At 75.3% G+C, this 24,710-nt stretch carries 17 protein-coding genes and 1 pseudogene; 7 read left to right on the top strand and 11 right to left on the bottom strand.

Going from position 1 to position 24,710, the window contains the following annotated elements; all coding sequences use genetic code 11:
• The 6 genes and pseudogenes from ABZ457_RS20805 to ABZ457_RS20780 all read left to right on the top strand — a co-directional run.
• Positions 1 to 427: pseudogene (locus tag ABZ457_RS20805) on the top strand (SWF or SNF family helicase); the annotation flags it as partial.
• A gap of 87 nt (positions 428 to 514) precedes the next feature.
• Positions 515 to 1,768: a GAF domain-containing protein gene (locus tag ABZ457_RS20800; RefSeq protein ID WP_359159258.1), complete on the top strand. Its 1,254-nt coding sequence runs from the start codon at positions 515 to 517 to the stop codon at positions 1,766 to 1,768.
• A gap of 177 nt (positions 1,769 to 1,945) precedes the next feature.
• Positions 1,946 to 3,469 carry an aldehyde dehydrogenase family protein gene (locus ABZ457_RS20795; protein ID WP_359159256.1) on the top strand — a complete coding sequence of 508 codons (1,524 nt, stop codon included), beginning with the start codon at positions 1,946 to 1,948 and terminating at the stop codon, positions 3,467 to 3,469.
• 126 nt (positions 3,470 to 3,595) lie between these two features.
• A complete protein-coding gene (locus ABZ457_RS20790; RefSeq protein WP_359159254.1) occupies positions 3,596 to 4,261 on the top strand; it encodes a response regulator transcription factor in 666 nt (221 codons plus the stop codon).
• Positions 4,262 to 4,475: 214 nt separating this feature from the next.
• Positions 4,476 to 6,260: a histidine kinase gene (locus tag ABZ457_RS20785; RefSeq protein WP_359159252.1), complete on the top strand. Its 1,785-nt coding sequence runs from the start codon at positions 4,476 to 4,478 to the stop codon at positions 6,258 to 6,260.
• Positions 6,261 to 6,338: 78 nt separating this feature from the next.
• Positions 6,339 to 7,037 carry a DUF998 domain-containing protein gene (locus ABZ457_RS20780; RefSeq protein WP_359159250.1) on the top strand — a complete coding sequence of 233 codons (699 nt, stop codon included), beginning with the start codon at positions 6,339 to 6,341 and terminating at the stop codon, positions 7,035 to 7,037.
• Positions 7,038 to 7,070: 33 nt separating this feature from the next.
• Here ABZ457_RS20780 and ABZ457_RS20775 read toward each other — a convergent pair whose 3' ends face one another.
• Both ABZ457_RS20775 and ABZ457_RS20770 read right to left on the bottom strand, forming a co-directional pair.
• The gene (locus ABZ457_RS20775) at positions 7,071 to 8,294 is read right to left on the bottom strand and encodes a cation:proton antiporter (protein ID WP_359159248.1); all 1,224 of its coding nucleotides are present in this window, start codon (positions 8,292 to 8,294) and stop codon (positions 7,071 to 7,073) included.
• Between the two features lie 121 nt (positions 8,295 to 8,415).
• Positions 8,416 to 8,838 carry a helix-turn-helix domain-containing protein gene (locus ABZ457_RS20770; protein WP_359159246.1) on the bottom strand — a complete coding sequence of 141 codons (423 nt, stop codon included), beginning with the start codon at positions 8,836 to 8,838 and terminating at the stop codon, positions 8,416 to 8,418.
• Between the two features lie 106 nt (positions 8,839 to 8,944).
• Here ABZ457_RS20770 and ABZ457_RS20765 point away from each other — a divergent pair, with 106 nt between their 5' ends.
• A complete protein-coding gene (locus ABZ457_RS20765; protein WP_359159244.1) occupies positions 8,945 to 9,775 on the top strand; it encodes an NAD(P)H-binding protein in 831 nt (276 codons plus the stop codon).
• An 89-nt stretch (positions 9,776 to 9,864) separates the two neighbouring features.
• Here ABZ457_RS20765 and ABZ457_RS20760 read toward each other — a convergent pair whose 3' ends face one another.
• The 9 genes from ABZ457_RS20760 to ABZ457_RS20720 form a co-directional block, all read right to left on the bottom strand.
• Positions 9,865 to 10,638: a 4'-phosphopantetheinyl transferase superfamily protein gene (locus tag ABZ457_RS20760; protein ID WP_359159242.1), complete on the bottom strand. Its 774-nt coding sequence runs from the start codon at positions 10,636 to 10,638 to the stop codon at positions 9,865 to 9,867.
• 7 nt (positions 10,639 to 10,645) lie between these two features.
• Positions 10,646 to 12,001, bottom strand: a complete 1,356-nt coding sequence (locus ABZ457_RS20755; RefSeq protein ID WP_359159240.1) for an MFS transporter — start codon at positions 11,999 to 12,001, stop codon at positions 10,646 to 10,648.
• A 77-nt stretch (positions 12,002 to 12,078) separates the two neighbouring features.
• Positions 12,079 to 12,516, bottom strand: a complete 438-nt coding sequence (locus ABZ457_RS20750; RefSeq protein WP_359159238.1) for a hypothetical protein — start codon at positions 12,514 to 12,516, stop codon at positions 12,079 to 12,081.
• Positions 12,513 to 13,952 (bottom strand): glutamate synthase-related protein, encoded by a 1,440-nt coding sequence (locus tag ABZ457_RS20745; protein WP_359159236.1) that lies wholly within the window; start codon positions 13,950 to 13,952, stop codon positions 12,513 to 12,515. The genes ABZ457_RS20750 and ABZ457_RS20745 overlap by 4 nt, the downstream gene beginning before the upstream one ends.
• Positions 13,949 to 14,956 (bottom strand): asparagine synthetase A, encoded by a 1,008-nt coding sequence (locus tag ABZ457_RS20740; protein ID WP_359159234.1) that lies wholly within the window; start codon positions 14,954 to 14,956, stop codon positions 13,949 to 13,951. The genes ABZ457_RS20745 and ABZ457_RS20740 overlap by 4 nt, the downstream gene beginning before the upstream one ends.
• A 186-nt stretch (positions 14,957 to 15,142) precedes the next feature.
• Entirely contained in the window at positions 15,143 to 16,486 is a 1,344-nt protein-coding gene (locus ABZ457_RS20735) for a methylaspartate mutase (protein WP_359159232.1), read from the bottom strand.
• Positions 16,483 to 16,893, bottom strand: a complete 411-nt coding sequence (locus ABZ457_RS20730) for a cobalamin-dependent protein (protein WP_359159230.1) — start codon at positions 16,891 to 16,893, stop codon at positions 16,483 to 16,485. The genes ABZ457_RS20735 and ABZ457_RS20730 overlap by 4 nt, the downstream gene beginning before the upstream one ends.
• Before the next feature lie 179 nt (positions 16,894 to 17,072).
• Positions 17,073 to 17,288, bottom strand: coding sequence for an MbtH family protein (locus ABZ457_RS20725; protein ID WP_018849247.1), 216 nt, complete (start codon positions 17,286 to 17,288; stop codon positions 17,073 to 17,075).
• Entirely contained in the window at positions 17,285 to 24,529 is a 7,245-nt protein-coding gene (locus ABZ457_RS20720; RefSeq protein WP_359159227.1) for an amino acid adenylation domain-containing protein, read from the bottom strand. Before ABZ457_RS20720 ends, ABZ457_RS20725 begins: the two co-directional genes overlap by 4 nt.
• Between the last annotated feature and the right edge of the window lie 181 nt (positions 24,530 to 24,710).

Raw genomic sequence — 24,710 nt, 5'->3', positions numbered from 1 at the left:
CTCGGGTCCGGACGCAGGTCCGGCTCGCGGCGGCCCGGACTCGGGGCGGTACGCGGGTGTCGTGTCCCGACTGGCCGCCGCGACCGGCCGGACCCGCGCCGGGATGGACCTCGCGGTGCGCGCCTGGCGGGAGGGTGGAGCGGCCGGACTCGCCGTCCTGGAAGGGGGGTTCACCCCTGACGCGGCGCTGCTCGCCCGCGCGGCCGACGCCCTGGAGAGCGCCTGGGGCGAGGACGGGCCCCGGCCCCGGCTGCGCGCGGCCGGGGCCGGTCGCTGGACCGTGGTCGGCACCGGGGCGCAGCTCCGGCTCGGCCCGGACGGGCGCTGGTGGGCATTCGTCCGGGAGGGCACGGCATGGGCGCCCGGCGGCCCGCCGTCCCCCGATCCGGCGACGGCCCTCGCGGCGTTGACGGCGGACGCCCCCTAAGAACCGGGAGGCGGCCGAAGGCCGGGCGGCGCAGGACGCTTGTCGCCGCCCGGCCGCGGGTCCACGATGGGCACGGAGGAGGCCGACGTGAGCAACCCATGGGTGGCCCTGGAGCCCGGCGCCGATCCGGCGGAGCGGAGCGCGGCGCTGCGGCGGGCGTACGACGCGTATCTGACGGCGGGCCGGGTGGAGATCCCCGTGCGGCCCGAAGTGGCGGACTCCTGGCGCAGATCGGCGGCGGCCCGGGTCAGCCCCGAGGGCGTGGCGGGCGTCGAGCTGGGGGACGAGGACCTGGAGGCGTACCGCGCGGGCCATGTCCTCGCCGCCGTGATGCCCCTGGTGCGCGAACTGACCGGCGCCTACGCGCGGGACGGCGAGCACCTGGTCGCGGTGTGCGACGCGCACGGGCGGCTGCTGTGGGTGGAGGGACCGGCCGCGACCCGGGCGAAGGCGGGCCGGATGAACTTCGTGCCCGGGGCGCGCTGGTCGGAGACGACGGCCGGCACCAACGCCCCGGGGACGGCGATCACCGTGGGCCGGCCGGTCCAGGTGTTCGCCGCCGAGCACTTCCGCCGGCCCGTGCAGGCGTGGACCTGCGCGGCGGCCCCGGTCCACGACCCGGCCACCGGCCATCTGCTCGGGGCCGTCGACATCACGGGCGGCGACCGGCTGGCCCATCCGCACAGTCTGGCCTTCGTCGGGGCGGTGGCCCGGGCGGCCGAGGCCCAGCTCGCCCTGCTGGCGCCCCCTCCCCCGGCCGAGTCCCTGCGGCTGACCGCGCTGGGCCGGGACGAGGCACTGCTCACGGCCCGGGGCCGGCGGATCCGGCTGAGCCGGCGGCACAGCGAGATCGCGGTGGTCCTGGCGGGCCGCCCGGAGGGCATCGGCGGGGACGAACTCCTGGTGGAGCTGTACGAGGACGAGGCGGTCACCCCGGTGACGCTGCGCGCCGAACTCTCCCGGCTGCGGCGGCTGCTCGGCCCGGAGCTGCTGCGGTCGCGGCCGTACCGGTTCGCGGCGCCGGTGGAGGCCGACTTCGACCGGGTCGCGCGGCGGCTGGCGTCGGGGTCGGTGGCGGACGCGCTCACCGGGTACGCGGGGCCGCTGCTGCCCCGGTCGGCGGCTCCGGCGGTGGTCCGGCTGCGCGGGCGGCTGGAGGACGGGCTGCGCGCGGCGCTCGTCGCGCGCGGGGACCCGGCGCTGCTGGCGGACTGGGCGTACAGCCGGTGGGGCGGCGAGGACCTGGCTGCGTGGCGGGCGCTGGCGGCCGCGCTGCCCCCGGCCCGGCGAGCGCCGGCGCTCGCGCGGATCGCGGAACTGGACGCGTGGCAGCGGGCGTGACCGGCCGGGTGGGCAGCGGGCGTGACGGGCCGGAGTGCGGGGCGGGCGTGGGCGTGACGGGCACGGGGCGGGCGCGGCCGGGCCGCCGGTGCGCAACCGGGTTGCAACGTCCGCCCGCCTAGCCTCCTCCCCGAGCGCCGCCCGACGGCGGACGGCGCCCGACCGGGAGGCCAGGGCATGACCCGATACGCACAGCCGAACACCGACGGCGCGGTCGTCTCGTACGAGTCCCGCTACGACCACTGGATCGGCGGTGCGTACGTACCGCCCGCGCGGGGCCTGTACTTCGAGAACCCGAGCCCGGTGGACGGGCGGCCGTTCACCGAGATCGCGCGGGGCACGGAGGAGGACGTCGAGAAGGCGCTCGACGCGGCGCACGCGGCGGCACCGGCCTGGGGCCGCACCTCGCCGGCGGAACGGGCCGGCATCCTGCTGAAGATCGCGGACCGGATGGAGGCGAACCTGGAGCGGCTCGCCGTCGCCGAGACCTGGGACAACGGCAAGCCGGTCCGCGAGACCCTGGCGGCCGACATCCCCCTGGCGATCGACCACTTCCGCTACTTCGCGGGGGCGGTCCGCGCGCAGGAGGGCTCGATCGGCGAGATCGACGACGACACGGTGGCGTACCACTTCCATGAACCGCTGGGCGTGGTCGCGCAGATCATTCCGTGGAACTTCCCGATCCTGATGGCGACCTGGAAGCTGGCGCCCGCGCTCGCGGCGGGCAACGCGGTGGTCCTGAAGCCGGCGGAGCAGACCCCCGCGTCGATCCATGTCTGGCTGAGCCTGGTCGCGGACCTGCTGCCGCCGGGTGTGCTGAACGTGGTCAACGGCTTCGGCGTGGAGGCGGGCAAGCCGCTGGCGTCCAGCCCGCGCGTCGCGAAGATCGCGTTCACGGGCGAGACGACGACGGGCCGGCTGATCATGCAGTATGCCTCGGAGAACATCAAGCCGGTCACCCTGGAGCTGGGCGGGAAGTCGCCCAACATCTTCTTCGACGACATCTCCTCGGCCGACGACGACCTGCGCGACAAGGCACTGGAGGGCTTCACGATGTTCGCCCTCAACCAGGGCGAGGTGTGCACCTGCCCGTCGCGCGCCCTGATCCAGCGCGGCCACTACGGCGAGTTCCTGGAGGCGGGCATCGCCCGCACCGAGGCGATCGTGGCGGGCCACCCGCTGGACACGGACACGATGATCGGCGCGCAGGCGTCCAACGACCAGCTCCAGAAGATCCTCTCCTATCTGGACATCGGCCAGCAGGAGGGTGCCAAGATCCTGACGGGTGGTCAGCGCATCGACCACGGCGGCGACCTGGCGGGCGGCTACTACGTCCAGCCGACCGTCTTCGAGGGCGACAACCGGATGCGCGTCTTCCAGGAGGAGATCTTCGGCCCGGTCGTCGCGGTGACCTCCTTCACCGGCTTCGACGACGCGATCACCACGGCGAACGACACCCTGTACGGCCTCGGCGCGGGCGTCTGGACCCGCGACGGCAGCACGGCCTACCGCGCGGGCCGCGCGATCCAGGCGGGCCGCGTCTGGACCAACTGCTACCACGCGTACCCGGCGCACGCGGCGTTCGGGGGGTACAAGCAGTCGGGGATCGGGCGCGAGACGCACAAGATGATGCTGGACCACTACCAGCAGACGAAGAATCTGCTGGTGTCGTACTCGCCGAAGAAGCTCGGCTTCTTCTAGGGGCGCGGCCCGCGGCGGGATCTGCGGTCGGATCTGCGGGGTCGGAGCGGCGGCCGGTTCAGGGCATGATGGCTGCGCTGTGCCATCCCCCATCCCCCATCCGACCGACACCGCGCAGGAGGCCGTGTGATCCGGGTTCTCGTCGCCGATGACGAGCCGCTCATCAGGGCCGGTATCAGGGCGATTCTCACCTCGGCCGAGGACATCTCGGTGGTCGCTGAGGCCGGTGACGGGCGGGAGGCCGTGCGGTTGGGGCGGGGCGGGGGCGTCGATGTCGCGCTGCTGGACATTCAGATGCCCGGGATGGACGGCCTCACGGCGCTGGCCGAGTTGGGGCGGGTGGCGCCGGGGGTGCGGGTGCTGATACTCACCACGTTCGGTGAGCGGGAGAACGTGCTGCGGGCGCTCGGGCAGGGCAGTGCGGGGTTTCTGCTCAAGGACTCCGCGCCCGCCGAACTGATCCAGGCCGTGCGGGCGGTGGCGGGCGGGAACGCGTACCTCTCGCCGCCGGCCACCCGGCATGTGGTCGACTCGCTCTCCTCGCCACCGGGGGCGACCGCCCGCGCGGAGGAGGCGAGGCAGCGTCTCGACGGGCTGACCGCGCGGGAGCGCGAGGTGCTCGCGCTGCTCGGGGAGGGGCTGTCCAACGCGGACACGGGCCGGCAGCTCCACGCGAGCGAGGCCACCGTGAAGACGTACGTCAGCCGCATCCTGGCCAAGCTCGGGTGCGAGAACCGGGTGCAGGCGGCACTGCTCGCGCGGGACGCCGGGCTGCGGCCGGACACGGTGTGACGGCGGCGGCCGGGCGTCACTCCAGGGCGTCCGGCGCGACGGCCTGCGGGCCAGGGGCGGATCGGCTCCCGGAAGTCGCGGCCCGGCCACGACGAAAGGCGCGCGGGCCGGGGGCTCAGCGGCGCGTGGGCGGCCCGGCGTTGTTCACTTTCGTCGCGGGCGGCTCCCGCCCGAGGATGATGTGGTGATCGCGGGCGGTCACTATCGTCGACGCGTGACAGTGCACCAAACGCTCACCACCCGGATCGCGGGGCCGTTGAAGGATCGGTTCGCCGCCGTGCCGCCGTGGAGCCCGGCAAGGATCGCCGGGGAGACCGTACTCGCGGCCGTCCTCGCCGTGACCGCGGGACTGTTCGACGCGATGGCGGACGGCCCCGGCCTGCGCACCCCCTTCGTCGTCCTGGGTGTCGCCGCGCTGAGCCTGGCCCGACGTGTCCTGCCGGGGACGGCCCTGATCGTCTCCGCCGGCGCGGTCGCGGCGCTGCCCGCGGTGACGCTGCTGCTGCCCTGTGTGAGCTGGTCGGCAGGGAGCCGGATCGCGCGCCTGGGGCGGATGGCGGCCGCGTACGGCGGTGCGCTCCTCCTCTTCGCGGGCTCGTCCGCCTACGAGGAGGTGCGTGCCGACGCGGATCTTCCGCTCGTCACGGGCGCGCTCAGCACGGCGGCGTTCCTGGTGCTGGCGATCCTGCCCGGCCTGGCCGGGCGGTACCGGGCGCAGCGCCGTTCGCTGCTGGACGCCCTGCGGCGCACCAACGAGCAGCTGGTGCGCGAACAGGCGCTGGTCGCGCGGCAGGCGCGGCTGCTGGAGCGGGGCCGTATCGCGCAGGACATGCACGACAGTCTCGGGCACCGGCTGGTCCTGATCTCCGTGCACGCGGGCGCCCTCCAGGTCGATCCGGATCTCACGGAGCGGCAGCGGGAAGGGGTGGGCATCCTGCGGGACGCCTCGGTGGCCGCGATGGAGGAGCTGCGGGAGACGGTCGGGATCCTGCGCGAGTCCCGGGACGATCCGGCGCCGGCGTCCCACTCGGCGGCCGGGGCGGGCGAGGCGGGTGCACCGCCCGGGGCCGGGCACGCGTCGGCGGCGGAGAGCGCGCCGCAGCAGCCGGGGGCCCGGGCTCTGGCGTCCATCGACGAGCTGGTCGCGTCGTCCCGGGCGGCGGGCGCGACGGTCGATGTGCACCGGTCCGGCCCGGAACTGGCCTTGGCCCCGGCGGCGGGCCACGCGGCCTACCGGGTGACGCAGGAGGGCCTGACCAACGCGCACAAGCACGCCCCGGGCGCACCGATCAGCGTCGGCCTGCGGTACGAGTCCGACACCCTGATCGTGGAGGTGGTGAACGGCCCCCCGCCGACGAGGACATCCGCCGCCCCGGCGGTGGTCAGCGGTGGCCAGGGGCTGACCGGCCTGGAGGAACGGGTCCGGCTCGTGGGGGGCATGGTGCACACGGGCCGGACCGCGGACGGGGGGTTCCGCATCGCGGCCATGCTGCCCTGTGCCACCGGGCCCGGCGAGGCCCGCCCCCACCCGGACGACCTGCCCTCCGACACCTTCGAGCACCTGACCCCGGTGGTGCCGGAGGCGGGGATGACGGCGGCTCAGGCCGTTCCCCGGCCGGAGTTCGGCGCCATCCTGAACCGCAGGCAGAACCTGGTCCTGGGATGCGCCGGCACCGCCGTCGTCCTCCTCGTGAGCGTGGTGGCCCTGGCGTTCTGGGGTGTGCGGGCGCTGCTGGACGAGCTGAGCAAGGCCACGATTCCGCCGGACGTCTACGAGTCCGTGCAGCCCGGCGACCCGGAGAAGGACGTCCAGGACCAGCTCCCGGCCGAGGACTCCTTCCTGACCGCCGACCTCCACGACATGGGCCCGCCGAAGCCGAAGGGCGCGACCTGCCGGCACTTCGCCTCCGACGACCCGGACGACGTCTCGACCGTCTTCCGGTTCTGCTTCCGGGACGGGGAGCTGGTGGCGAAGCAGCGGTTCACGGACGGGTTCTGAGCCGGCCGGACGGCCCTCCCGGGGTTCCTGAGTATCCACTACTCATGTGGTCCGCGGAGGGCTTGCTAGCCTTTTCCCATGCCCGCTAGAAAACCTTTCGGCACGGTCGGTCGGGAATTCCTCGACGCCCCGGAAACCCGCCGTCCCACGTGTCCCCGAATCGTCGTGCTGATCGGTTCTGGGGCCGTCGCCCTGTATGTAGCTCTCATGGGCATGCTGCATCTCGCGAGCGATCTGGACTGGGCGACCCACGAGACCAGCCGGTATTTCCACGGACCGCTCGGCTCGGTATTCGTCATGGCCGTGCTGATGAAATCGGTGGCGGCGTTCGCGGCAGCGGCGGCGCTCCGGTGGAGTACGGGCACCACGGCCGCCCCTGCGCTGCTTGCGGTGTACGGCGTCTGCGACATTCTGTCCGCCGTCTTTCCCATCGCCTCCGAGGAAACAGCTGGAAGTTCGGGAATCGTGCACGCCGTGGCGGGGAACATCGCTTTCCTGGCCTTTCCGGCGGCAGCGCTGATCACGTGCCGGGCGTTTCTCCGCACACCCCTGGATTCTCCGCACCGGCGCTCGCTCCTGACGGCCACCGGCCTCTCGTTGCTCGCGGTTCCCCTGGTACTGGCGTTCGCGGCCCTCTCGACAGCGGGGGTGGGCCAGCGCATTCTCATGGCGAGTACCTGTCTCACACTGCTCGTCGTGTTCTCGGCCACCCAGGCGCTGCGCTTTTCCGGGGGACGGGCAGTGCCAGCCGTGCCCCGGGGGACGGGTGACAGGTAGAGGACGGGGACAGGTAGAGGACAGCGGGCGGGGTCAGCCGCTGCCCGTCGACGGGGGCGGGGCCGCAGGGTGGGCGTTCAGGCGCGCGAGGCGGCGGGCCGCGGGTTCCGCGGTGGCGCCGTGGACGACGACGCTGAGCAGGACCGTAGCCATCGCCGCCTTCACCACGAGATTCGCGTCGTCCGGCGGCAGTTCGAGGTAGGCGAGGACCGCGAAGACGACGGAGGTGACGCCGCGTGGGCCGAACCAGCCGATGGCGAGCCGTTCGGGGAGGCTGAACGGTGTGCCGATGAGGGCGAGCACCACCGGGAGGAACCGCGCGACGAGGAGGACCAGGGCCGCGTAGAGGAGGATGCCGGGGGTGATCCCGTCGGCGAACGCCTCGGTGGCCAGCGAGCCGAAGGCGTACCAGGCCGCGAAGGCCATCAGATGGCTGGTGTCGTGGACCAGTTCGAGGGATGCGTGGCCGGTGACGGAGACGCTGTTCGCGTACCAGAGCCCGGCGACGAAGGCCGCGACGAAGCCGTTGCCGCCGATCAGTACGGAGACCGCGTAGGTCACGAAGGGCACCGCCAGTGCGGCCAGTCGCAGGCTCGCGGGCCGGGCCCACCCGGACTCCAGGGCCGCGCTCACCAGGCGCGAGGCCGTCCAGCCGAGGACGGTGCCGACCAGGACCGCGTACAGGGCGCCCTTGCCGGCGTTGAGGAGGAGGTCGGCGAAGGAGTCGCCCTCCGCCGAGACGATGTTGGCGACGCAGAAGACGAAGAGGGGCGAGATCAGGCCGTCGTTGAAGCCGCCCTCGATGTTGAGCGCGGCCCGCACCCGCAGCGGCACCCGGCCGTCGCGCAGGAACGCCATGATCGGGGCGAGGTCCATGGGCATGACGACGAGGGCCATGACGGCGAGCAGCCACCAGCCCGTGCCGGGAAAGACCAGGGCCCCGGCGAGGACGGCGAGGCCGAGGGAGGCAGGGAGGGCGAGTCCCAGCAGCCGCCCCTCCCCCACCGGTTCGCGCAGCCGGGCGTACTCCCGCGCCTCGGTGGCGTCGGTGAACAGCATCACCGCCAGCACCAGTTCGATGCTCCGTTGGAAGGTGTGGGTGTCCATGTCCAGCGGCACGACGGGGTCGTCCCCGCCGCTGAGCACGATCCCGGCCACGGCGAAGGTGATCGGCGCGGTGATGTTCCAGCGGGCCAGCCGGTCCGAGACGACGGCCCACAGGAACAGCAGGGACAGCAGCACGAGGAGGGCGATCACGGCGACTCGCAGGAGCGGGCGGGGCGGCGGGCGACGGGCGACCGGCGGGGGGCGACGGGCGAGGGAGCGGGCTCATCCTCGCAGGCCGGGGTGGTGTTCGGCGCCGGGACACCCCGGCCCGTCAGCGGATGTCGTGGCCGGGGTGCTCGGCGTCGTAGGCCCGGCGGGCGTCGGCGATGGCGTCGCGGTGCGTGAGGGACCAGTCGGCGAGGGCCTTGACCAGGTGGGTGAGGCTCGCGCCGGTGGCGGTGAGGCGGTAGTCGACCTGGGCGGGGACGGTCGGGTAGACGGTCCGGGTCACCAGGCCGTCGCGTTCCAGCCGCCGCACGGTGAGGGTGAGCATGCGCTGGGAGATCCCGTCCACGGCGCGCTGGATCTCGCGGAACCGGCGTGGTCCGCCGGCCAGTTCCACGACCACCAGTACCGACCACTTGTCCCCGACGCGGTCGAGGACGTCGCGGATACCGCAGTCGGGGTGGTCCGGCTGCCCGCACGGCTCCAACTCGGCGGCCGCCGTGGTCACATCGGTGTGCCTCACTGACACGGAACTGCCTCCTTGTGGGTCCCTGGTCACCGATCCACGATCTCATCGGCGGTTACCGAAGAGAACCGCGGGAGAGCCGCAGAACAGACCACCGAGGAGTCCATCGATGATCATGGTGACCGGAGCGAGCGGGCAGTTGGCGTCCCTGGTGCTCGACGCGTTGGCGTCCCGGGGCGTGCCCGCGATCGGCGGCAGCCGCTCCGCCGGGGACGGCCTGCGGCGGCTGGACTTCGACGATCCCGGCAGTCTGGATCTGGCGGGCGTCACCACCCTGGTCCTGGTCTCGGCCGGGTACGCGGAGGACGACCGGGTCGTCGCACGGCACGCCGCCGTGGTCGAGGCCGCCGTGCGGGACGGCGTGGGCCACCTCGTCTACACGAGTGTGACCGGCGCCGGGGACCACCTCGGGTTCGCGCTCGCCCACCGAGCCACCGAGCGGCTGGTCCGCGCGAGTGGCCTGGGGTGGACCGTGCTGCGCAACGGGCTGTACGCCGAACTCTTCGGCGCGCTGCTCAACTGGACGCCGGACGGGGTCGAGTCGCCGTTCGGGGCGGGTGCCCTGGCGGCGGTCGCGCGGCGGGACCTGGCCGAGGCGGCGGCGATCGTCGCGGCCGCGCCGGACGCCCACGCCGGGCAGGTCCATGAGCTGGTCGGCCGGCCGATCACAGCGGAGGACGTGGCCGCGCGGCTCGGCGTGCCGCACCGCACGATCGGGCTCGGCGCGTACCGGTCGCGGCTGCTCGCCGACACCGGACTGCTGCCGTTCCAGCCGCCGATGCTGGTCTCCCTCGCGAGCGGAGTACGCCATGGATTCCTCAGCGGGACCGACCCGGCCCTCGCGGAGCTGCTGGGCAGGCCGCCATCGGACCCGCTCGCGGTGGCGGCGGAGGTGGCGGCTGCGTCGCGGAGCGGTGCGGGTGCGGCTGCGAGTGCGTGAGCCGCGCCTCCGGGCCCCGGGTACGGGGCGGTTGAGGCGAGGGGGCCGACCGGGGCGCAGGTGCGTGGCGCGTCCCGGTCGGCCCCCGGTCAGCCCCGCAGGGCCACCGCCGCGTGGTGGCCGGGCGGGACGGTGACGTCGGACAGCAGCCACCCCGGCGGCCCGGTGGGGAGCGGCCCGGAGCCGACGTAGTCAGCGGACGGGTCGGCTCCCAGGCCGACGCCCAGCCCCTTCAGATACGCCTCCTTCCGGGTCCAGATCCGGGCGAACGCGGCCGGGCGGCGGCCCGGGGGCAGCGCGGCGAGTTCCGCAGCCTCCGCCGGGTGGAGGACCTCGGCCGCCTCCGTGACCGTGTGCGGGGGCGGTTCGCGTTCGATGTCCACGCCGACGGGGACGGCCGCGAGGGCGATCAGGCTCAGCCCCTCGCAGTGGGAGAGCGAGAAGTGCAGCCGCCCGTCCGGCAGCACCGGGCGCCCGTGCGGCTCGCCGCAGCAGGGGCACGGCGCCCGGCCCATCGGCACGCTGCGCGGGGCGATGCCCAGATGGGCGCCGAGCAGCCGGCGCAGCCCCACATGGGCGCAGAGGTAGGTGGCCCGGTCGATGGGCCGCCGGAACTCCTCGCTGCGCGTCAGCTCGGCCGCGTCCAGGACCAGGGACGCGTACCGGAACACGCTGTCCCGGTGGGTGTCGGTCTCCACCAGCCACAGGTGCGGGCGCGGCGGGCGGACGGCGGGCAGTCGCGGCAGCGGGGCCGGGAGGGGCGGGAGGGGGCCGGGGAGCAGGACGCCGGCGGGCGGGCGGAGGGGTGGTGGCGAACCTGCTCGCGGGATGTCGGGCGATGGTGGGACGACCAGCGGAATCATGGCTGCCTCATACGGTCGTGGCGGTGGGCTCCGGCGCGGTGCGGGTCCGGTCCCCGGTCGTCGGCTGATCGGTGGCGGGCGAGTCGGAAGCGTCGAGGGCAGGGGCTTCGGGGGGCTCACCGGCGGGGTCCTCCCCGGCGGGCCGACCGCGCAGGGCGACGGCCGCGGCGATCGGTGAGAGCATCGCCAGCCCCGCGCAGAGCAGCCAGGTGCCGGTCACCCCGAGGTGCAGCGAGACCGGGGTGAAGACCGCGAGCGACAGGGGCGCCGCCCCGATGCCGGAGAGGGCGAAGGTCGACATGGCCGCGCCCATCCGGCCCTCGGGGACGGCCTGTTGGTACGCGGTGACCAGGGCGGGCCCGTTGAGGCCGGAGAGGAGTCCGACGGCGGCGCCGGTGGCGGCGAGGAGGCCGGGCGAGGGGACGAGGGCCATCGCGCCCATCCCGGCCGCGAGGCCCGCCCCGGTGACCACCAGCTTGACGCGCGCCGGAATGCGGTGGGCCAGGGCGGCGCCCAGCGCGGCCGAGGCGAGCGCCCCGGCGCTGAACGCGGCCAGCACGAGGGCGACCGCGCCGATGCCCCAGCCCTCTTCGGAGGCGCGCAGGGGCAGGGCGATCTCGGCCGGCCAGAGGAAGGCCAGGTCCATGGCGAAGCAGGCGACGAACATCCACCGCAGTCGCGGGTGCGCGGCCAGCAGCCGGAAGCCGTCGCCCGAGCGCCGGACGAGGGAGGGCCCCTGGGGGGACCGTTCCGGCCGGGGCATGCCGTGGGTGACATGGGCGGCGCAACCCAGCCAGAGGACGCAGCCCACGGCGGCGGCGGTCATGGCGGCGGGCAGCCCGCCGACGACCACGAGCCAGGCGCCCAGGGGCGACCCCGCGATGGGGGCCAGGCGCAGGGCCATGGAGAACAGGGAGTTGGCGCGGCCGAGTTGGTCCTGCGGCGCGAGCCGGGGCAGAAGGACGCCGGAGGCGGGTCCGGTGAGGCCGAGCAGGACGCCGTCGACGAGGGCGATGACGACGAGGGGCCAGAGGGTCTCGGTGGTGACGGTGACCAGCGCCCCGGCCACCAGGACGGCGACGCGGACACTGGTCGCGCGCAGCAGGACGGCACGCGGGCCGAGCACATCGGTGAGCGCGCCGCCGAAGAGGAGGAGCAGGGCGCGGGGGACGGTGGCGGCGAGGGTCACGAAGGTGACGGCGCCTCGGCCGCCCAGCTCCACCGCCGTCCAGCTCATGGCGATCAGCAGCGCGAAGCTGCCCGCCTGGACGGCGGCCTGGCCGAAGACGAGGCTGCTGACGCGGGGCCAGTCGACGGCGGACGCGGAGCCGCCCGGGGTGCGGGCGGCGGGTGACGATCCCATGGATTCGGCTTTCTGTGCGCGGTGGCGGGGTGCGGGACGCGGGGCATCGGGTGGGGCGGAGTCTGAACTCGGCTTCGTCAGGCGGTGGTTCGCAGCCGGACGCGGATGTCGCCGGTCTCGCCCCGGAGGGTGGCGGCGACGGCGAGGGCCACCGCGCGGTCGGCGGCCCGGCGCACGGCCCGGTCGGCGGCGCGGCGGCGGGTGCGTTCGGCGGTACGGGCCAGGGGCCGGTGGTGGTGGCCCGGGTGGCGGGTCGGGGGCCCGGGGGTGCGCAGTTCGACGCGGCCGCCGAGGTAACCCCGGCCCGCCTCGGCGAGGGCGCGCTGCGCCGTGCGGCGGGCCGAGGCGGCCAGCTCGCCGTCCGCCGGGCCGCCGCCGCCGTCGCCGTCACCGCCGTCGCCGTGGGCGGTGACGGCGATGCCGGGGATCTCCCGTACGGAGAACCGGGCGTGGACCGTGCGGCGGGTGGGGATGCGGGTGCTCGTGCCGGGCTGCCGCCGGTGGTGCGGGCTCACGGGGTGCCCCCGGCAGGCCGGTGCCCGGTCCCCGCGGCCCCGGCCGCACCGGGGCCGCTGCCTTGCGCGGCACCGGGCCCGTGCGCCGCACCGGGCTCGGGCGCCGGTTGGGGGGCCGGTTGGGGGGCCGGGCCGGGGTGTCCGTCGGGCCACCACAGGTCCTCCGGGGCGAGAGCCCCCACCGTGTACTTGCCCAACGCGCTGACCAGCAGGCGCAGTTCCAGGGCGAGGGCGTCGGCCAGGCGTTCCAGGCCGTGGTCCGGGTCCTCGTCGACGGCGAGCAGCGCGGCGCGCCCCAGGCCGACCGCGCGGGCCCCCAGCGCGAGGGCGCGCACGGCGCGGCCGCCCTCCCAGACACCGCCGGAGGCGAGGAGGCAGCCGTCCGGCCGGCCGATGCGGCGCAGGCACTCGGCCAGGGGCAGGCCGACGTGGTCGAGGAAGACGCCGGGGGCCCAGCCGGTGCCGCCCTCGGCTCCGTCGACGGTGACGGCGTCGGCACCGGCGGCCCAGGCGGTGCGGGCGGCCCGGTCGATGTCCCGGCCGGGGTGGAACTTCACCCAGGTGCGGGCCTTGGGGAAGTTGTTGCGCATGAACCGGAGCTGCTGCCGCAGGATCTCGTCGGTGAAGGTGCCGGGCGTGGCACAGCGCAGCCGGTGACCGTCGTCCGGGCCGAAGACCTCCCGGACGGTGAAGCGCCCGGCGAGCCGTTCGCCTTCGGCGCGGTCGACGACGGTCATGCCGCCGAGCCCGGGTTTGGCGCCCTGACCGGTCTTCAGCTCGAAGGCGAGCCGGCCGCTCTCCAGCAGCGGCCGGAAGGCGGGGTCGCTGTAGAGGAGGTTCCACACCTCGGAGTCGGCGTCCTCGGTGGACTGCTGGACGACGATGCCGCCGGCGCCGTCGGGCACCGCGTCGAGGTACGCCTCGACCCGGGCGCGCAGGGCGGAGCGCAGCGCCTCGCCGGCCCGGCGGTAGCCGTGGACGGGGACCATGTTCTCGCCGATGACCATGGGGATGCCCAGGCGGGCGGCCTGCCGGCTCGCGTGGACGGCGAGGTCGCCGCTGCCCGCGCGGGTGGAGCCGAAGGCGGAGAGGTAGAGCGGCAGCCGGGCCGTGAACCCGCCGACGCGCGTGCCCAGTTCGACGTCGGAGAACTCGGGTTCACGAGCGAGGTCGATGAGCTTTTCGAGGCGCTCGGGCATGAAGACGGGCGGGACGATCCGGGCCCGGTCCAGGGCGTCGCCCGCGACGGCCGCCTGCTCGGCGGCGGTGGACGGGCCGAGGAGCCGGGTGCCGTAGGCGGCGGGGGCGGGGAAGACCTCGGCGGTGCCGCGCCGGGCGCGGGCGCGGATCGCCGCCTCGGGGAGGCCGGGAGCGGCGAGGGGGGCGACGGGGGTGCCGGTCGGGGTTGCGGTGGGGGTGGGGGTGTGCGCGGTCACGGGGCCACCACCCCGGGGAGCTTGGGGTAGGCGCTGACCTGCCAGAGGGCGTCCAGGCCGGTGAGGAAGCGGACCAGGCGCTGGAGCCCCATGCCGAAGCCGGCGCTGGCGGGGATGCCGTCGCGGGCCTCCTTGAGGTACCAGGCGTACTTGGCGGGGTTCTCGCCGCTCTCCCGCATCCGGGTGACGAGGGTGGCGTAGTCGGCCTCGCGTTCGCTGCCGGAGACGAGTTCGCCGAAGCCGTGCGGGGCGATCAGGTCGAAGTTGCGCAGGACGCCGGGTCGTTCGGGGTCCTCGCGGTCGTAGAAGCCGCGGGAGCCCTTGGGGTAGTCGTTGAGGAAGAACGGCCGGTCGGTCTCCAGGGAGAGCAGCCGTTCGCCGGCCCAGTCGATCTCCCCGTCCGGGTTCTGCGGGTGGCCGGCGGCGAGCAGGCGGTTGACGGCCTCCTGGTGGGTGTGGACGTCGTACTTCCCGGCGCGTACGTCGGCGAAGTCGGCCTCCGCGCGGCCGAGTTCGGTGAGGATGCCGGGGACGGCCGTCCAGACGTGCTCGCTGACGTGGGTGAGCAGCCCGGCGGCGATCTCCTGGGCGTCCTCGCGGCTCGCGTCGGCGATCTCCACGTCGATCTGGTGGAACTCCACGAGGTGGCGGCCGGTGCCGGCGGTCTCCTCGGGTTCCACGCGGACGTTGGGGGCGATGTAGAAGAGCCGGGGGAAGCCGCGCAGGGATGCCTGCTTGTAGAGGATGGCGCTGGTCATGAGCTTGTACGGGTGCCCGTAGTAGTCGACGTCGAGGGCCTTGGCGCCGCGCCCGCCGGGGTCGGTCACGGGGCCGACGATGGGCGGCAGCAGCTCGGTGAAGCCCTCGCCGCGCAGATAGGCGCGGGCGGCGAACAGGGCCTCCTGCTGGACGAGCATGGCGGAGCGCAGCCGGGGTGAGCGCAGGTGCTCGCCCAGCGGGGGGACGGCGGCGGCCGGTGCGCCGGCGGGGAGGGGCTGGTCCATGACGGGGGCTCCTGTTCGGGGTTCGGGCGGGGCGGGTGTCGGTGCGGGCGGGGCGGGCGGTGCGGCTGGCGCGGGACGTGCGTCTCGTACGGCTGGTGCGGGTGGCGCGGGACGTGCGTCTCGTGCGGGCGGTGCGGGTGGTGCGGGACGTACGTCTCGTGCGGCTGGTGCGGCTGGTGTGCGGGGTCAGACGGTGAGCGGGGTGGCGGGCGGCCGGTCGTGGCCGTCGTCGCGGTCCCGGTGGCGGGGGTCGTCGTAGCGGCCGGCGACGTGGTGGAGGGCGGCGAGGAGGCCGTCCGAGGTGAGGGGGGCCGCGCCGGCCGCGGTGTCGGGGCGGATCGGCATGGCGCCGGTGCGGGCCCAGCGCAGCCGGCCGGCCGGGTCGATGAAGCCCAGGGAGCGGCCCGCGTTGTCGGGGTGGAGGCAGAACGGGACGTCCAGCAGCCCCCGCCGGAAGGCGGTGGTCAGGGCGCGGGGCAGGTCGGGGTGGAGGCCGAGGACGGTCTCGATCAGGGTCCGCGCCTCCTGGTACACCTCCCCGTGCCCGTCTGCGCCCGCGTCCTCGCGGCCGGGGGCCTGGGCGAGGGCGGCGGCCGCGGCGGCGGTCTCCAGGGCGCGGACGTTCTCCCCGACGCCGGGGATGCGGTGGGCCTCGGCGGCGGTCTTGACGATGAGCCGGCCCGCGCCGGAGCGCACGGCCAGCCGGGCGGACGCCTCCAGGAGGCGGAGGGCGCCCTGTTCGGTGCGCGGGTAGACGCCCATGTAGGTGTAGAGGACGACGTGCCGGTCCACGTCGGCGGGCAGGAACTCGGCGGCGAGCCGGTGCAGGGCGCGCAGGGCCTCCTCGTCCTGGGCCGGGTCGGTCTGCTGGGCGTAGCTGAGGGAGACGCTGCGCAGGCCGAAGCGGACGAAGAACAGGCACTCCAGGAGGCTGGTGGCGACCAGCAGGCCGGGGGGGCAGAGCTGGCCGAGGAGGCAGCCGCCGAAGCTCTCCAGATGGGGGACGGCCCCGGGCCGCGCACCGTCGGCGAGGAGTTCGCAGGCGCGGACCCAGGCGTCCACGGACTCCCGCAGGGGCGTGCGCCCGTACGGCAGGCAGTAGGAGACGGGCCCGCCCTCGGTGGCGTCGAGTCCGGCGGCGGTCAGGGCCCGGACGATGGCGGCCGGGCGGGCGGAGCCGTGCCGGACCTGGACGGGGAAGTCCGGGCCGGCCAGCCCGTGGAGGACGGCCCGGGTGGTGTCCGGGGAGTGGGCGGCGATCGGGTAGCCGTTGAGGCCGGTGCCACCCTCGGCCACGGCGGCGCGGGCGCCGGCGAGGTCGCCGACGCGGGTGTAGCTGTCGACGGTCAGGGTGCCCGCGGTGTGGGCGGTGGCCGCCTTCGTCCGCGCGAGTCCGGACCGCATCCGGCCGGGGTCGCCGAAGCCCATGCGGGGCTGGACGACGAGACGGCCGGCGGCCGTGGCGGCGGCGACGAAGCCGCCGAAGGAGGCGGGGACTGGTGCCGGGGCGGCGGGGGCCTGGGCGGTCAAGCCGGCACCTCCCGGTGGGCGCGGGCGGCGAGGAAGCGGCGCAGGGCGTCCAGGTCCTCGCCGAGGACCGCGTCGCAGCCGGCCTCGGTCAGCCGGGCCACGTCCGCCTCCTGGCGGTGGCCGGCGACGCCGAGCTTGCCCCCGAGGACCACGGGAAGGCCGGTGAGCGCGGGTTCCGCGCGCAGCCGGCGGACGGCGGCGAGGCCGTCGCGGTAGCCGTGGCCGTTGACGCTGCTGAGCACCACGGCGTCGGGCGCGTGCCGCAGACAGCCGGCGGTCAGCAGCTCGGCGTCCACGCACGGGCCGAGCCCGACGACCTCGTACCCCTGTTCCTCAAGGAAGAGACGGAGGTACACGAGATTCCAGGTGTGGGAATCCGATGCGGTTCCGCTCAGGAGAATCTTCATACCGGAAGAGTAGTTTTCCGGGGAATGCGCGAGGGGAAGTCGAAGCGGCAGCAAGGACCGGCACTTTGGGCGCCGGGAATCAATTCACCGGGAATCATTCGCCGGGCATACGGAAAGGGCGCCGTACCCCGCGTGGATGCGGGGCACGGCGCCCTGGGCGGTTCCTTCCGGGGAAGGGGTCAGGCGTACTGGGCGACGAGGCTCCGGGGGCGGATGTCGGTCCAGTTGGCGGTGATGTACTCCAGGGCCTGGTCCCTCTCCCCCGGCCCCCAGACGCCGGTCCAGCCGGCCGGGACGTCCGCGAAGGCGGGCCACAGGGAGTGCTGGCCCTCGTCGTTCACGACGACGTGGAAAACACCCTCGGCATTGTCGAACGGGTTGACGGAATCGCTCATGGCTGGGTCCTCATTTCCTTCTTCTCGGCGGCGGAGAGTTTCTCCGCGACGATTCTTCCGATGTTTTCGAGAGGTTCCGGTTCGGCCATGCGGAGATGGTCGCATTCCAGGGTGTGGTTCTCGACGGTTCCCTCGGTGAAGGGAATCCAGGTGGCCGCGAGGGCGCCGTCCGGCTCCCCGGGGCGGCGGGCGGTGAAGAACAGGACGTCGGTGTCGGCGACGCCCGGTACATGGCGGGCCATCAGGGCCGCGTGGGTCTCGGAGGCGCGGAGCACGGCCCGCAGCTCCGAGGCGGAGAAGCCGGCGAGGACGGGGTCCTCGCGGCGGACACGGTCCATCGCGGCGGCGAGGTCGTCGGCGGGGCCGGGTCCGGTCGGCTCCGGGTCGGCGGGCCCGGGTCCGGTCGGCTCCGGTCCGGCGTGCCCCCGTCCGGCGGGCCGCGCTTCCGGCGGAAGGACGGAGACGCTGCCGGGTCCGGTCCGGTGGACGTCCATCAGGGCGAGGAGTTCGACCCGTTCGCCCGCCTCCCTCAGGCGTACGGCCATGGTGTGGGCGACGAGTCCGCCGAAGGACCAGCCGAGCAGCCGGTAGGGGCCCCAGGGCTGGACCTCCCGGATGCGTTCCAGATAGGCGTCGGCCATCTCCTCGACGCTGCGCGGCCGGTGGCCGGGGTCGCTCAGGGCGCGGGCCTGGAGGGCGTAGAGCGGCTGCTCGTCACCGAGGTGGCGGGCGAGCCCCGCGTACGCCCAGCCGACGCCGGTGCCGGGGTGGACGCAGAACAGCGGGCGGCGGGCGCCGCGGGTGCTCAGCGGCAGCAGCACCCCGAGGGCGGCGGCGGTGCCGTCGTCGTGCGAGCCGAGCAGCCCGGCCGGGGTGGGCGCGCGGAACAGGTCGCGGACGGTGCGCTCGACGCCCAGGACCCGGCGGATCCGGTTGACCAGGCGCACACCGAGGAGCGAATGGCCGCCCAGGGTGAAGAAGTTGTCGTCGATGCCGACCCGGCTGACGCCCAGGACCTCGGCGAACAGGCCGCACAGCACCTCCTCGCGGGCGTTGCGGGGCGCCCGCCCGGCGTCGGCGGCGGGCCGGGCGGGGGCGGGCAGGGCGGCGCGGTCCGGTTTGCCGTTCGCGGTCAGCGGCAGGGCGTCGAGGACGACGACCGCGGAGGGCACCAGGTGCTCCGGGAGCACGGCCCGTGCCTCGGCGAGGAGTTCGGCGCCCGTGACCGCGTCGTCGGCGCGGGGGACGACATAGGCGACGAGGGCCTTCTCGCCCGGCCGGTCCTCGCGGACCACGGCGAGCGCCTGGCCGACCGCGGGGTGCGCGGCGAGCGCGCGTTCGACCTCGCCGGGTTCGATGCGGACGCCGCGCAGTTTCACTTGGCCGTCCGCCCGTCCCAGGAAGCGCAGTTCGCCCGCCGGGGTCCACAGGACGCGGTCGCCGGTGCGGTACATCCGGCTGCCGTCCGCCTCGAAGGGGTCGGGAACGAAGCGCTCGGCGGTCAGGTCCGGCCGCCCGGCGTAGCCCCGGGCGAGGTGGGACCCGGCGATGTACAGCTCCCCCGGCACACCGGGCGGCACGGGCCGCAGGGCCGCGTCGAGGACATGGCTGCGGGTGTTGTCCATGGGCCGGCCGAGGTGGAGGCCGGTGCCGCGCAGGGTGCGCTCGCCGGTGGTGAACCACTGGTTGTGGGAGGCGAAAGTGGTCTCGGTGGGCCCGTAGGAGTGGACCAGGACGGTGTCCGGGCAGTGGGCGAGGACGCGTGCGACGGCGGCGGGAGCGGCGACGTCGCCGCCGGTCCACACCTCGCGCAGCAGGCGCAGCGTGTCCAGGCCCTCGTCCGCCATCACATGGAAGAGGCCGACGGTGAAGTAGGCGCGGGTGACACCGTGTTCGCGGACGGCCCGGCCGGTTTCGGCGAGGTCGGTGCCGTCGCCGCGCATCAGCACGAGGCTCCCGCCGTTCAGCAGCGGCACCCAGATCTCGAAGACGGAGGCGTCGAAGCCGGTGGCGGAGTGGAACAGCATCCGGTGGGGTCCGCCCCGGGTGACATCGCCGTCGGCGGCGAGTTCGACGACATTGCGGTGGGTGACGCCGACGCCCTTGGGGCGGCCGGTGGAGCCGGAGGTGAACATCACGTACATCAGGTCGTCGGCTCCGGCGCCCTCCGGGGCGGGGTCTTCCGGGCCGGCGGTCTGCGGGGCGGGGCTTTCCCGGCCGGCGGTCTCCGGGGCGTCCACCAGGCACAGCGCGGCTCCGGGCAGGGACCCGGCACGGTCGGTGTCGGTGGCGACCAGAGCCGCGCCGGCGTCCGCCAGCATCAGCCGCAGCCGGGCTTCGGGCAGCCGCGGGTCGAGGGGCAGATAGGCGGCGCCGCACTTGAGGACGGCGAGGGCGGTGACCACCAGCGGGACCCCGCGTTCCAGCAGGACGCCGACCGTGTCGCCGCGCCGCACTCCGGCGGTGCGCAGCCGGGCGGCCAGGGCGTCGGCGCGGGTGTCGAGGTCCCGGTAGGGGACGGTCTCCTCGTCGGTGATCAGCGCGGGCGCGTCGGGGGTGCGGGCGGCCCGGCGGGCGATCAGCTCGGGCACGGTGCCGGTGTCGGGGACGACGGTCGCGGTGTCGTTGTAGTCGCCGGTGAGGCGGAACCGGTCGGCGTCGGTGAGCAGGGGCACGTCCCCGAGGCGCAGCCGGGGGTCGGCGGCGACGGCGCGCAGGGTGCGTTCCAGGTGGGCGGCGAGCAGGGCGGCGGTCGGGGCGTCGAACAGGTCCCTGGCGTACTCCAGTCCGCCGGCGAGTCCTGCGGGCCCGCCCCGGGGGTCGCGGCGCTCGGTGAGGGCGAAGGTCAGGTCGAACTTGGTGGTGACGGTGTCCAGCAGCGCGGGCGCGTCCTCGCGGAAGAGGCTCCGTGCCGTGTCCGCGCCGGGGACGCCCCGGGCGTAGTCGTGGTGGAGCTGGACGACGACCTGGGCCAGCGGGTGGTGGGCGGTGGTGCGGACGGGGTTGAGGTGTTCCACGAGGCGGTCGAAGGGGAGTTCCTGGTGGGCGTAGGCGGCCAGGTCGGTCCGCCGGACCCGGTCGAGGAGGTCGGTGAAGGCGGGGTCGCCGGAGGTGTCGGTGCGCAGGACGAGGGTGTTGACGAAGAAGCCGACCAGTCCGGTGAGGTGGTCGTCGTCGCGTCCGGCGGTCATGGTGGCGAGCGGCAGGTCGGTGCCGGCGCCGTGCCGGGTGAGGACGGTGGCGAGGGCGGCCTGGAGGACCATGAAGAGGGTGGCGCCGTGGTCCCGGGCGAGGGCTTCCAGGGCCCGGTGGGTGGCGGCGTCGACGGTGACGGGGGCGTGGCCGCCGCGGTGGCTCGCCTCGGCGGGGCGCGGGAGGGCGGCGGGCAGGTCGAGGACGGCGGGGGCGCCGGCCAGGGTCTTCGCCCAGAACTCCCGGTGCGTCGCGGCGTCGGGGCCGTCGGCGAGCAGGTGTTGCCAGAGGGTGTAGTCCGCGTACTGGAGGGGCAGCGGCTCCTGTTCGGGCGCGCGGCCCGCGGCGCGGGCGCGGTAGGCGGTGGCGAGGTCTCCGAGGAGGGGGCCGGTGGACCAGCCGTCCGCGGCGATGTGGTGGACCAGCAGGACCAGGACCTGGCCGCTGCCGTCGTCGGGGGTGAGGAGGGCGGCCCGCAGCGGGATCTCCCCGGCGAGGTCGAAGGCGTGTCCGGCGGCCTCGGCGGCGGCCGCGGGGAGTTCGGCGGCGGGGACGGTCCGGACGTCGAGGGCGGGTTGGGCGGCGGGCAGGATCTCCTGGTGGGGTTCGCCGTCGACGGCCCGGTAGCGGGTGCGCAGCACCTCGTGCCGGTCGCAGAGGTCGGCGAGCGCCAGGGCCAGGGCCTCCGCGTGGAGGGGTTCGGCGGGCCGCAGGACGAGGGGGATGTTGTAGGAGGCGCTGGGGCCTTCCAGGGTGTCGATGAACCACAGGCGGCGCTGGGCGTAGGAGAGGGGGACGCGCTCGGGCCGGTCGGCGCGCGGGACGGGCCGGGGGCGGTCGGGGGCGCTCGCGGGGCCGGTGTCCGGGCCGTCGGGGGCGGGACTGTCCGGGTGCGCGGGGGCGGAGGCGGCGATACGGCGGGCGAGGGCGTCGGGGGTGGGGGCGAGCAGCAGGTCGCGGACCTGGATGTCGGCGCCGAGGCGGGCCCGGATGCGGTTGGCGAGGCGGACGCCGCTCATGGAGTGGCCGCCGATGGTGAAGAAGCCCTCGTGGGGGCCGACCCGGTCCAGGCCGAGGACCTCGGCGAACATCGCGCAGAGGGTGTCGACGTGTTCGGCGGGCGGCTCGGTGGCGGTCTGCGCGGCGGCTGCCTCGGCCGCCGCCGCTCCGGCGGCCGTCGCGGCGGCGCGGGCGCGGTGTTCGTCCAGGGCGCGGCGCTCGGCGGCGGGGAGGAGCAGCTCGTCGCGGACCGGGTCGCCGGTGTGCTCGGCGGCGAGGCGGAGGGCGCGTTCCAGGGCGGCGAGCAGGACCCGGGGGCCGTCCGCGTCGAACACGTCGTGGGCGTACTCCAGGGCGAGGCGCAGACCGGCGGGGGTGCCGTCGGCGTCGCGGAGTTCGGTGCAGGCGGCGGTCAGGTCGAACTTGGTGGTGGCCGGGCCGTCGCCCGCGAAGGTGCCGGGGATGCCGCCGAAGCGGAAGGCGCCCTCCTCGGGGGTGGCGGTGCGCAGGGTGAGCATCACCTGGAAGAGGGGGTGGACGCCGGGCGTGCGGGGCGGGTTGAGGTGTTCGACCAGCAGGTCGAAGGGGATGCGCTGGTGGGCGAAGGCCCCGAGGTCGCTCTCCCGGACCCGGTCCAGCAGCTCACCGAAGGGGAGGCCGCCGGAGGTGTCGGTGGGCAGGACGAGGGTGTTGACGAAGAAGCCGACCAGGGCGTCGAGGGCTTCGTCGTCCCGTCCGGCGACGGGGGTGCCGAGGGCGACCCGCTCCCCCGCCCCGGCCGCGCGCAGCGTGAGGGCCAGGGCGGTCTGGAGGACCATGAGCAGGCTGGCGTCGTGCTCCTCGGCGAGACGGACCAGGTGGGCGTGGACGGCCGGTTCGAGTTCGGTCTCCACCGTGGCGCCCTGGTGGGTGCGGGCGGCGGGCCGGGGGCGGTCGAGGGGCAGATCGGTGGCGTCGGGGAGGCCGGCGAGGGCGGTGCGCCAGTGGTCGAGGCCCTGGGCGGTGAGGGAGCCGGGGTCGGCGGGGTCGCCGAGGAGGTCGTGCTGCCAGAGGGTGTAGTCGGCGTACTGGACGGGCAGCGGCTCCCCCTCGGGGGCGCGGCCCCGCGCGCGGGCGGTGTAGGCGTCGGCGAGGTCGGTCATCAGCGGGGTGAGGGACCAGCCGTCGCCCGCGACATGGTGCAGCAGCACGGCGAGGGTGGCGCCGGGCCCCTCGTCGGGGAGGAACAGGGCCAGCCGGAGCGGGAGTTCGCGGGAGAGGTCGAAGGTCCCGGCGGTGAACCGGGCGACCTGCGCGTCGAGTTCCCCGGCCGGGCACTCGACGGTACGCAGCCGGACCGCGCCGGGGGCGAGGACGTGCTGGTAGGGCTCGTCGTCGGGGGCGAGGAACACGGTGCGCAGGACCTCGTGCCGTTCGACGAGGTCGGTGACGGCGGCGGCGAGGGCGGCCCGGTCGGGGGCCTGGGCCAGCTGGAGGACGATCGGCATGTTGTAGGCGGCGGAGGGTCCGTCGAGCTGGTTGACCAGCCACAGCCGCCGCTGGGCGTGGGAGAGCGGCACCCGGTCCCCGGCGGACAGGGGCCCCTCGTGGACGACGGGCAGACGCGGGTCGGCGGTGCGCAGCGCCTTCCGGTTGATCTTGCCGGAGCTGGTGCGGGGCAGGGCGACGACGGTCGCGACGGTGGGCACGGCGGCGGCCGGCATCCGTTCGCGGACCCGGTCGCGCAGCTCCTCGGCGCCGGTGCCGCCGTCGGTGACGACGAAGGCGACGAGCCGCTTGACGCCGTCGGCGTCCTGTTGGGCGACGACGGCGGCCTCGCGGACGGCCGGGTGCCCGGCGAGGACGGAGTCGACGGCGGCGGGGTCGATGCGCTGCCCGCCGATCTTCACCTCGTCGTCGAGGCGGCCGTGGTAGAGGATCTGGCGGTCCTCGCCGATGGTGACCAGGTCGCCGGTGCGGTAGGCGCGTTCGCCGTCGAGGGTGGTGAAACGGCGGGCGTTCAGCTCGGGCCGGTGGAGATAGCCGCGGGTCAGCCCGCCGCCGAGCAGCCACAGTTCACCGGCGACGACGGCGGCGCGCACCCCGGGCAGGGGGCGGCCGATGGGGACGGGACCGCCGTCGTGGCGGGTGAGGTCGGCGACGGTGGCGACGACGGTGGCCTCGGTCGGACCGTAGGCGTTGAGCAGCCGGACGCGGTCGCCGACGAGGGTGCGCCACTGGGCGATCCGCTCGGGGAGGGCGGCCTCGCCGTAGACGATCACGGTGCGCAGGCCCTCGGGCAGGCGGACGGAGCCGGTGGTCAGCACATGGACCAGTTCGTGCCAGTAGGCCATGGGCAGGTCGAGGAGGGTGACGCCGTGGCGGGCGCAGCCGGTGAGGAGTTCGCCGATGTCGAGCATGTCCTCGGTGCGCAGGACGAGGGTGCCGCCCGCGCCGAGGGTGGTGAAGATCTCCTGGATGCTGGCGTCGAAGTGCAGGGGGCTGAACTGGAGGACCCGGTCGGCGGCGCCGATGCCGTAGGCGGGGGTGGCGCCGGCGATGAAGTGGGCGAGGGAGTCATGGGCGACGACGACGCCGTTGGGGGTGCCGGTGGAGCCGGAGGTGTAGATGACGTAGGCGGCCCCCTCCCCCGCGCCCGGCCCGTCCAGGACGAGTTCACCGTGGCGGGCGACCTCGGCGGGGGTGGGCGCGGTCGCGCCGCAGGCGTCCCGGAGGATGGCCTCGTTGCGGGCGTCGGGGGCCTGGATGTCGAGGGGCAGATAGGCGGCGCCGGTGGTCAGGACGGCGAGGAGGCCGACGATCGCCTCGATGCCGCGCGGCCGGTGCAGGGCGACCAGCCGGCCGGGGCCCGCTCCCCGCGCGGCGAGCTCCGCGGCCCGTGCCCCGACGGCCTCGGCGAGGGCGGCGTAGCTGAGCCGGTCGTCGCCGTGGACCAGCGCGGTGGCCCCGGGCCGGGTGCGCACCTGGTGGGCGATCAGTTCGAGTACCGGCGGCGCGGGGACGGGCGAGGGCCCGCCGTCGAGCAGGTCGTCCGTTCTGCTGGGGGGCATGCTGAGTTCCTCCGGTGAAGGTCCGAGAGACCGGGGCGAACGGTTCCTCTCGCCTCCGTGACCTCCACGCTAGGGGCGCCGGGCGGGCCTCCGGGGCAGGAGACGCGGCAGCTCCGGGCGGCAGAAGGTGACCGCCCCCGCGGGGGGCGGGGGGGGGGGGGTGGGGTGGTGGTGGGGGGGC

Origin of the sequence: Streptomyces sp. NPDC005805 (assembly GCF_040630445.1) — a bacterium.
In the GTDB taxonomy this organism is placed as follows: Bacteria; Actinomycetota; Actinomycetes; order Streptomycetales; family Streptomycetaceae; genus Streptomyces.
Note: the sequence above shows the minus strand (reverse complement) of the source record. Positions and strands in the feature narration are given on the sequence as shown.

Excerpts from the sequence above, each read along its gene's own strand:
- ABZ457_RS20795 (WP_359159256.1), top strand. The coding sequence starts at position 1,946 with ATGACCCGATACGCACAGCCGAACACCGACGGCGCGGTCGTCTCGTAC.
- ABZ457_RS20780 (WP_359159250.1), top strand. The coding sequence starts at position 6,339 with ATGCCCGCTAGAAAACCTTTCGGCACGGTCGGTCGGGAATTCCTCGAC.
- ABZ457_RS20765 (WP_359159244.1), top strand. The coding sequence starts at position 8,945 with ATGATCATGGTGACCGGAGCGAGCGGGCAGTTGGCGTCCCTGGTGCTC.
- ABZ457_RS20760 (WP_359159242.1), bottom strand. The coding sequence starts at position 10,638 with ATGATTCCGCTGGTCGTCCCACCATCGCCCGACATCCCGCGAGCAGGT.
- ABZ457_RS20755 (WP_359159240.1), bottom strand. The coding sequence starts at position 12,001 with ATGGGATCGTCACCCGCCGCCCGCACCCCGGGCGGCTCCGCGTCCGCC.
- ABZ457_RS20740 (WP_359159234.1), bottom strand. The coding sequence starts at position 14,956 with ATGGACCAGCCCCTCCCCGCCGGCGCACCGGCCGCCGCCGTCCCCCCG.
- ABZ457_RS20730 (WP_359159230.1), bottom strand. The coding sequence starts at position 16,893 with ATGAAGATTCTCCTGAGCGGAACCGCATCGGATTCCCACACCTGGAAT.
- ABZ457_RS20725 (WP_018849247.1), bottom strand. The coding sequence starts at position 17,288 with ATGAGCGATTCCGTCAACCCGTTCGACAATGCCGAGGGTGTTTTCCAC.
- ABZ457_RS20720 (WP_359159227.1), bottom strand. The coding sequence starts at position 24,529 with ATGCCCCCCAGCAGAACGGACGACCTGCTCGACGGCGGGCCCTCGCCC.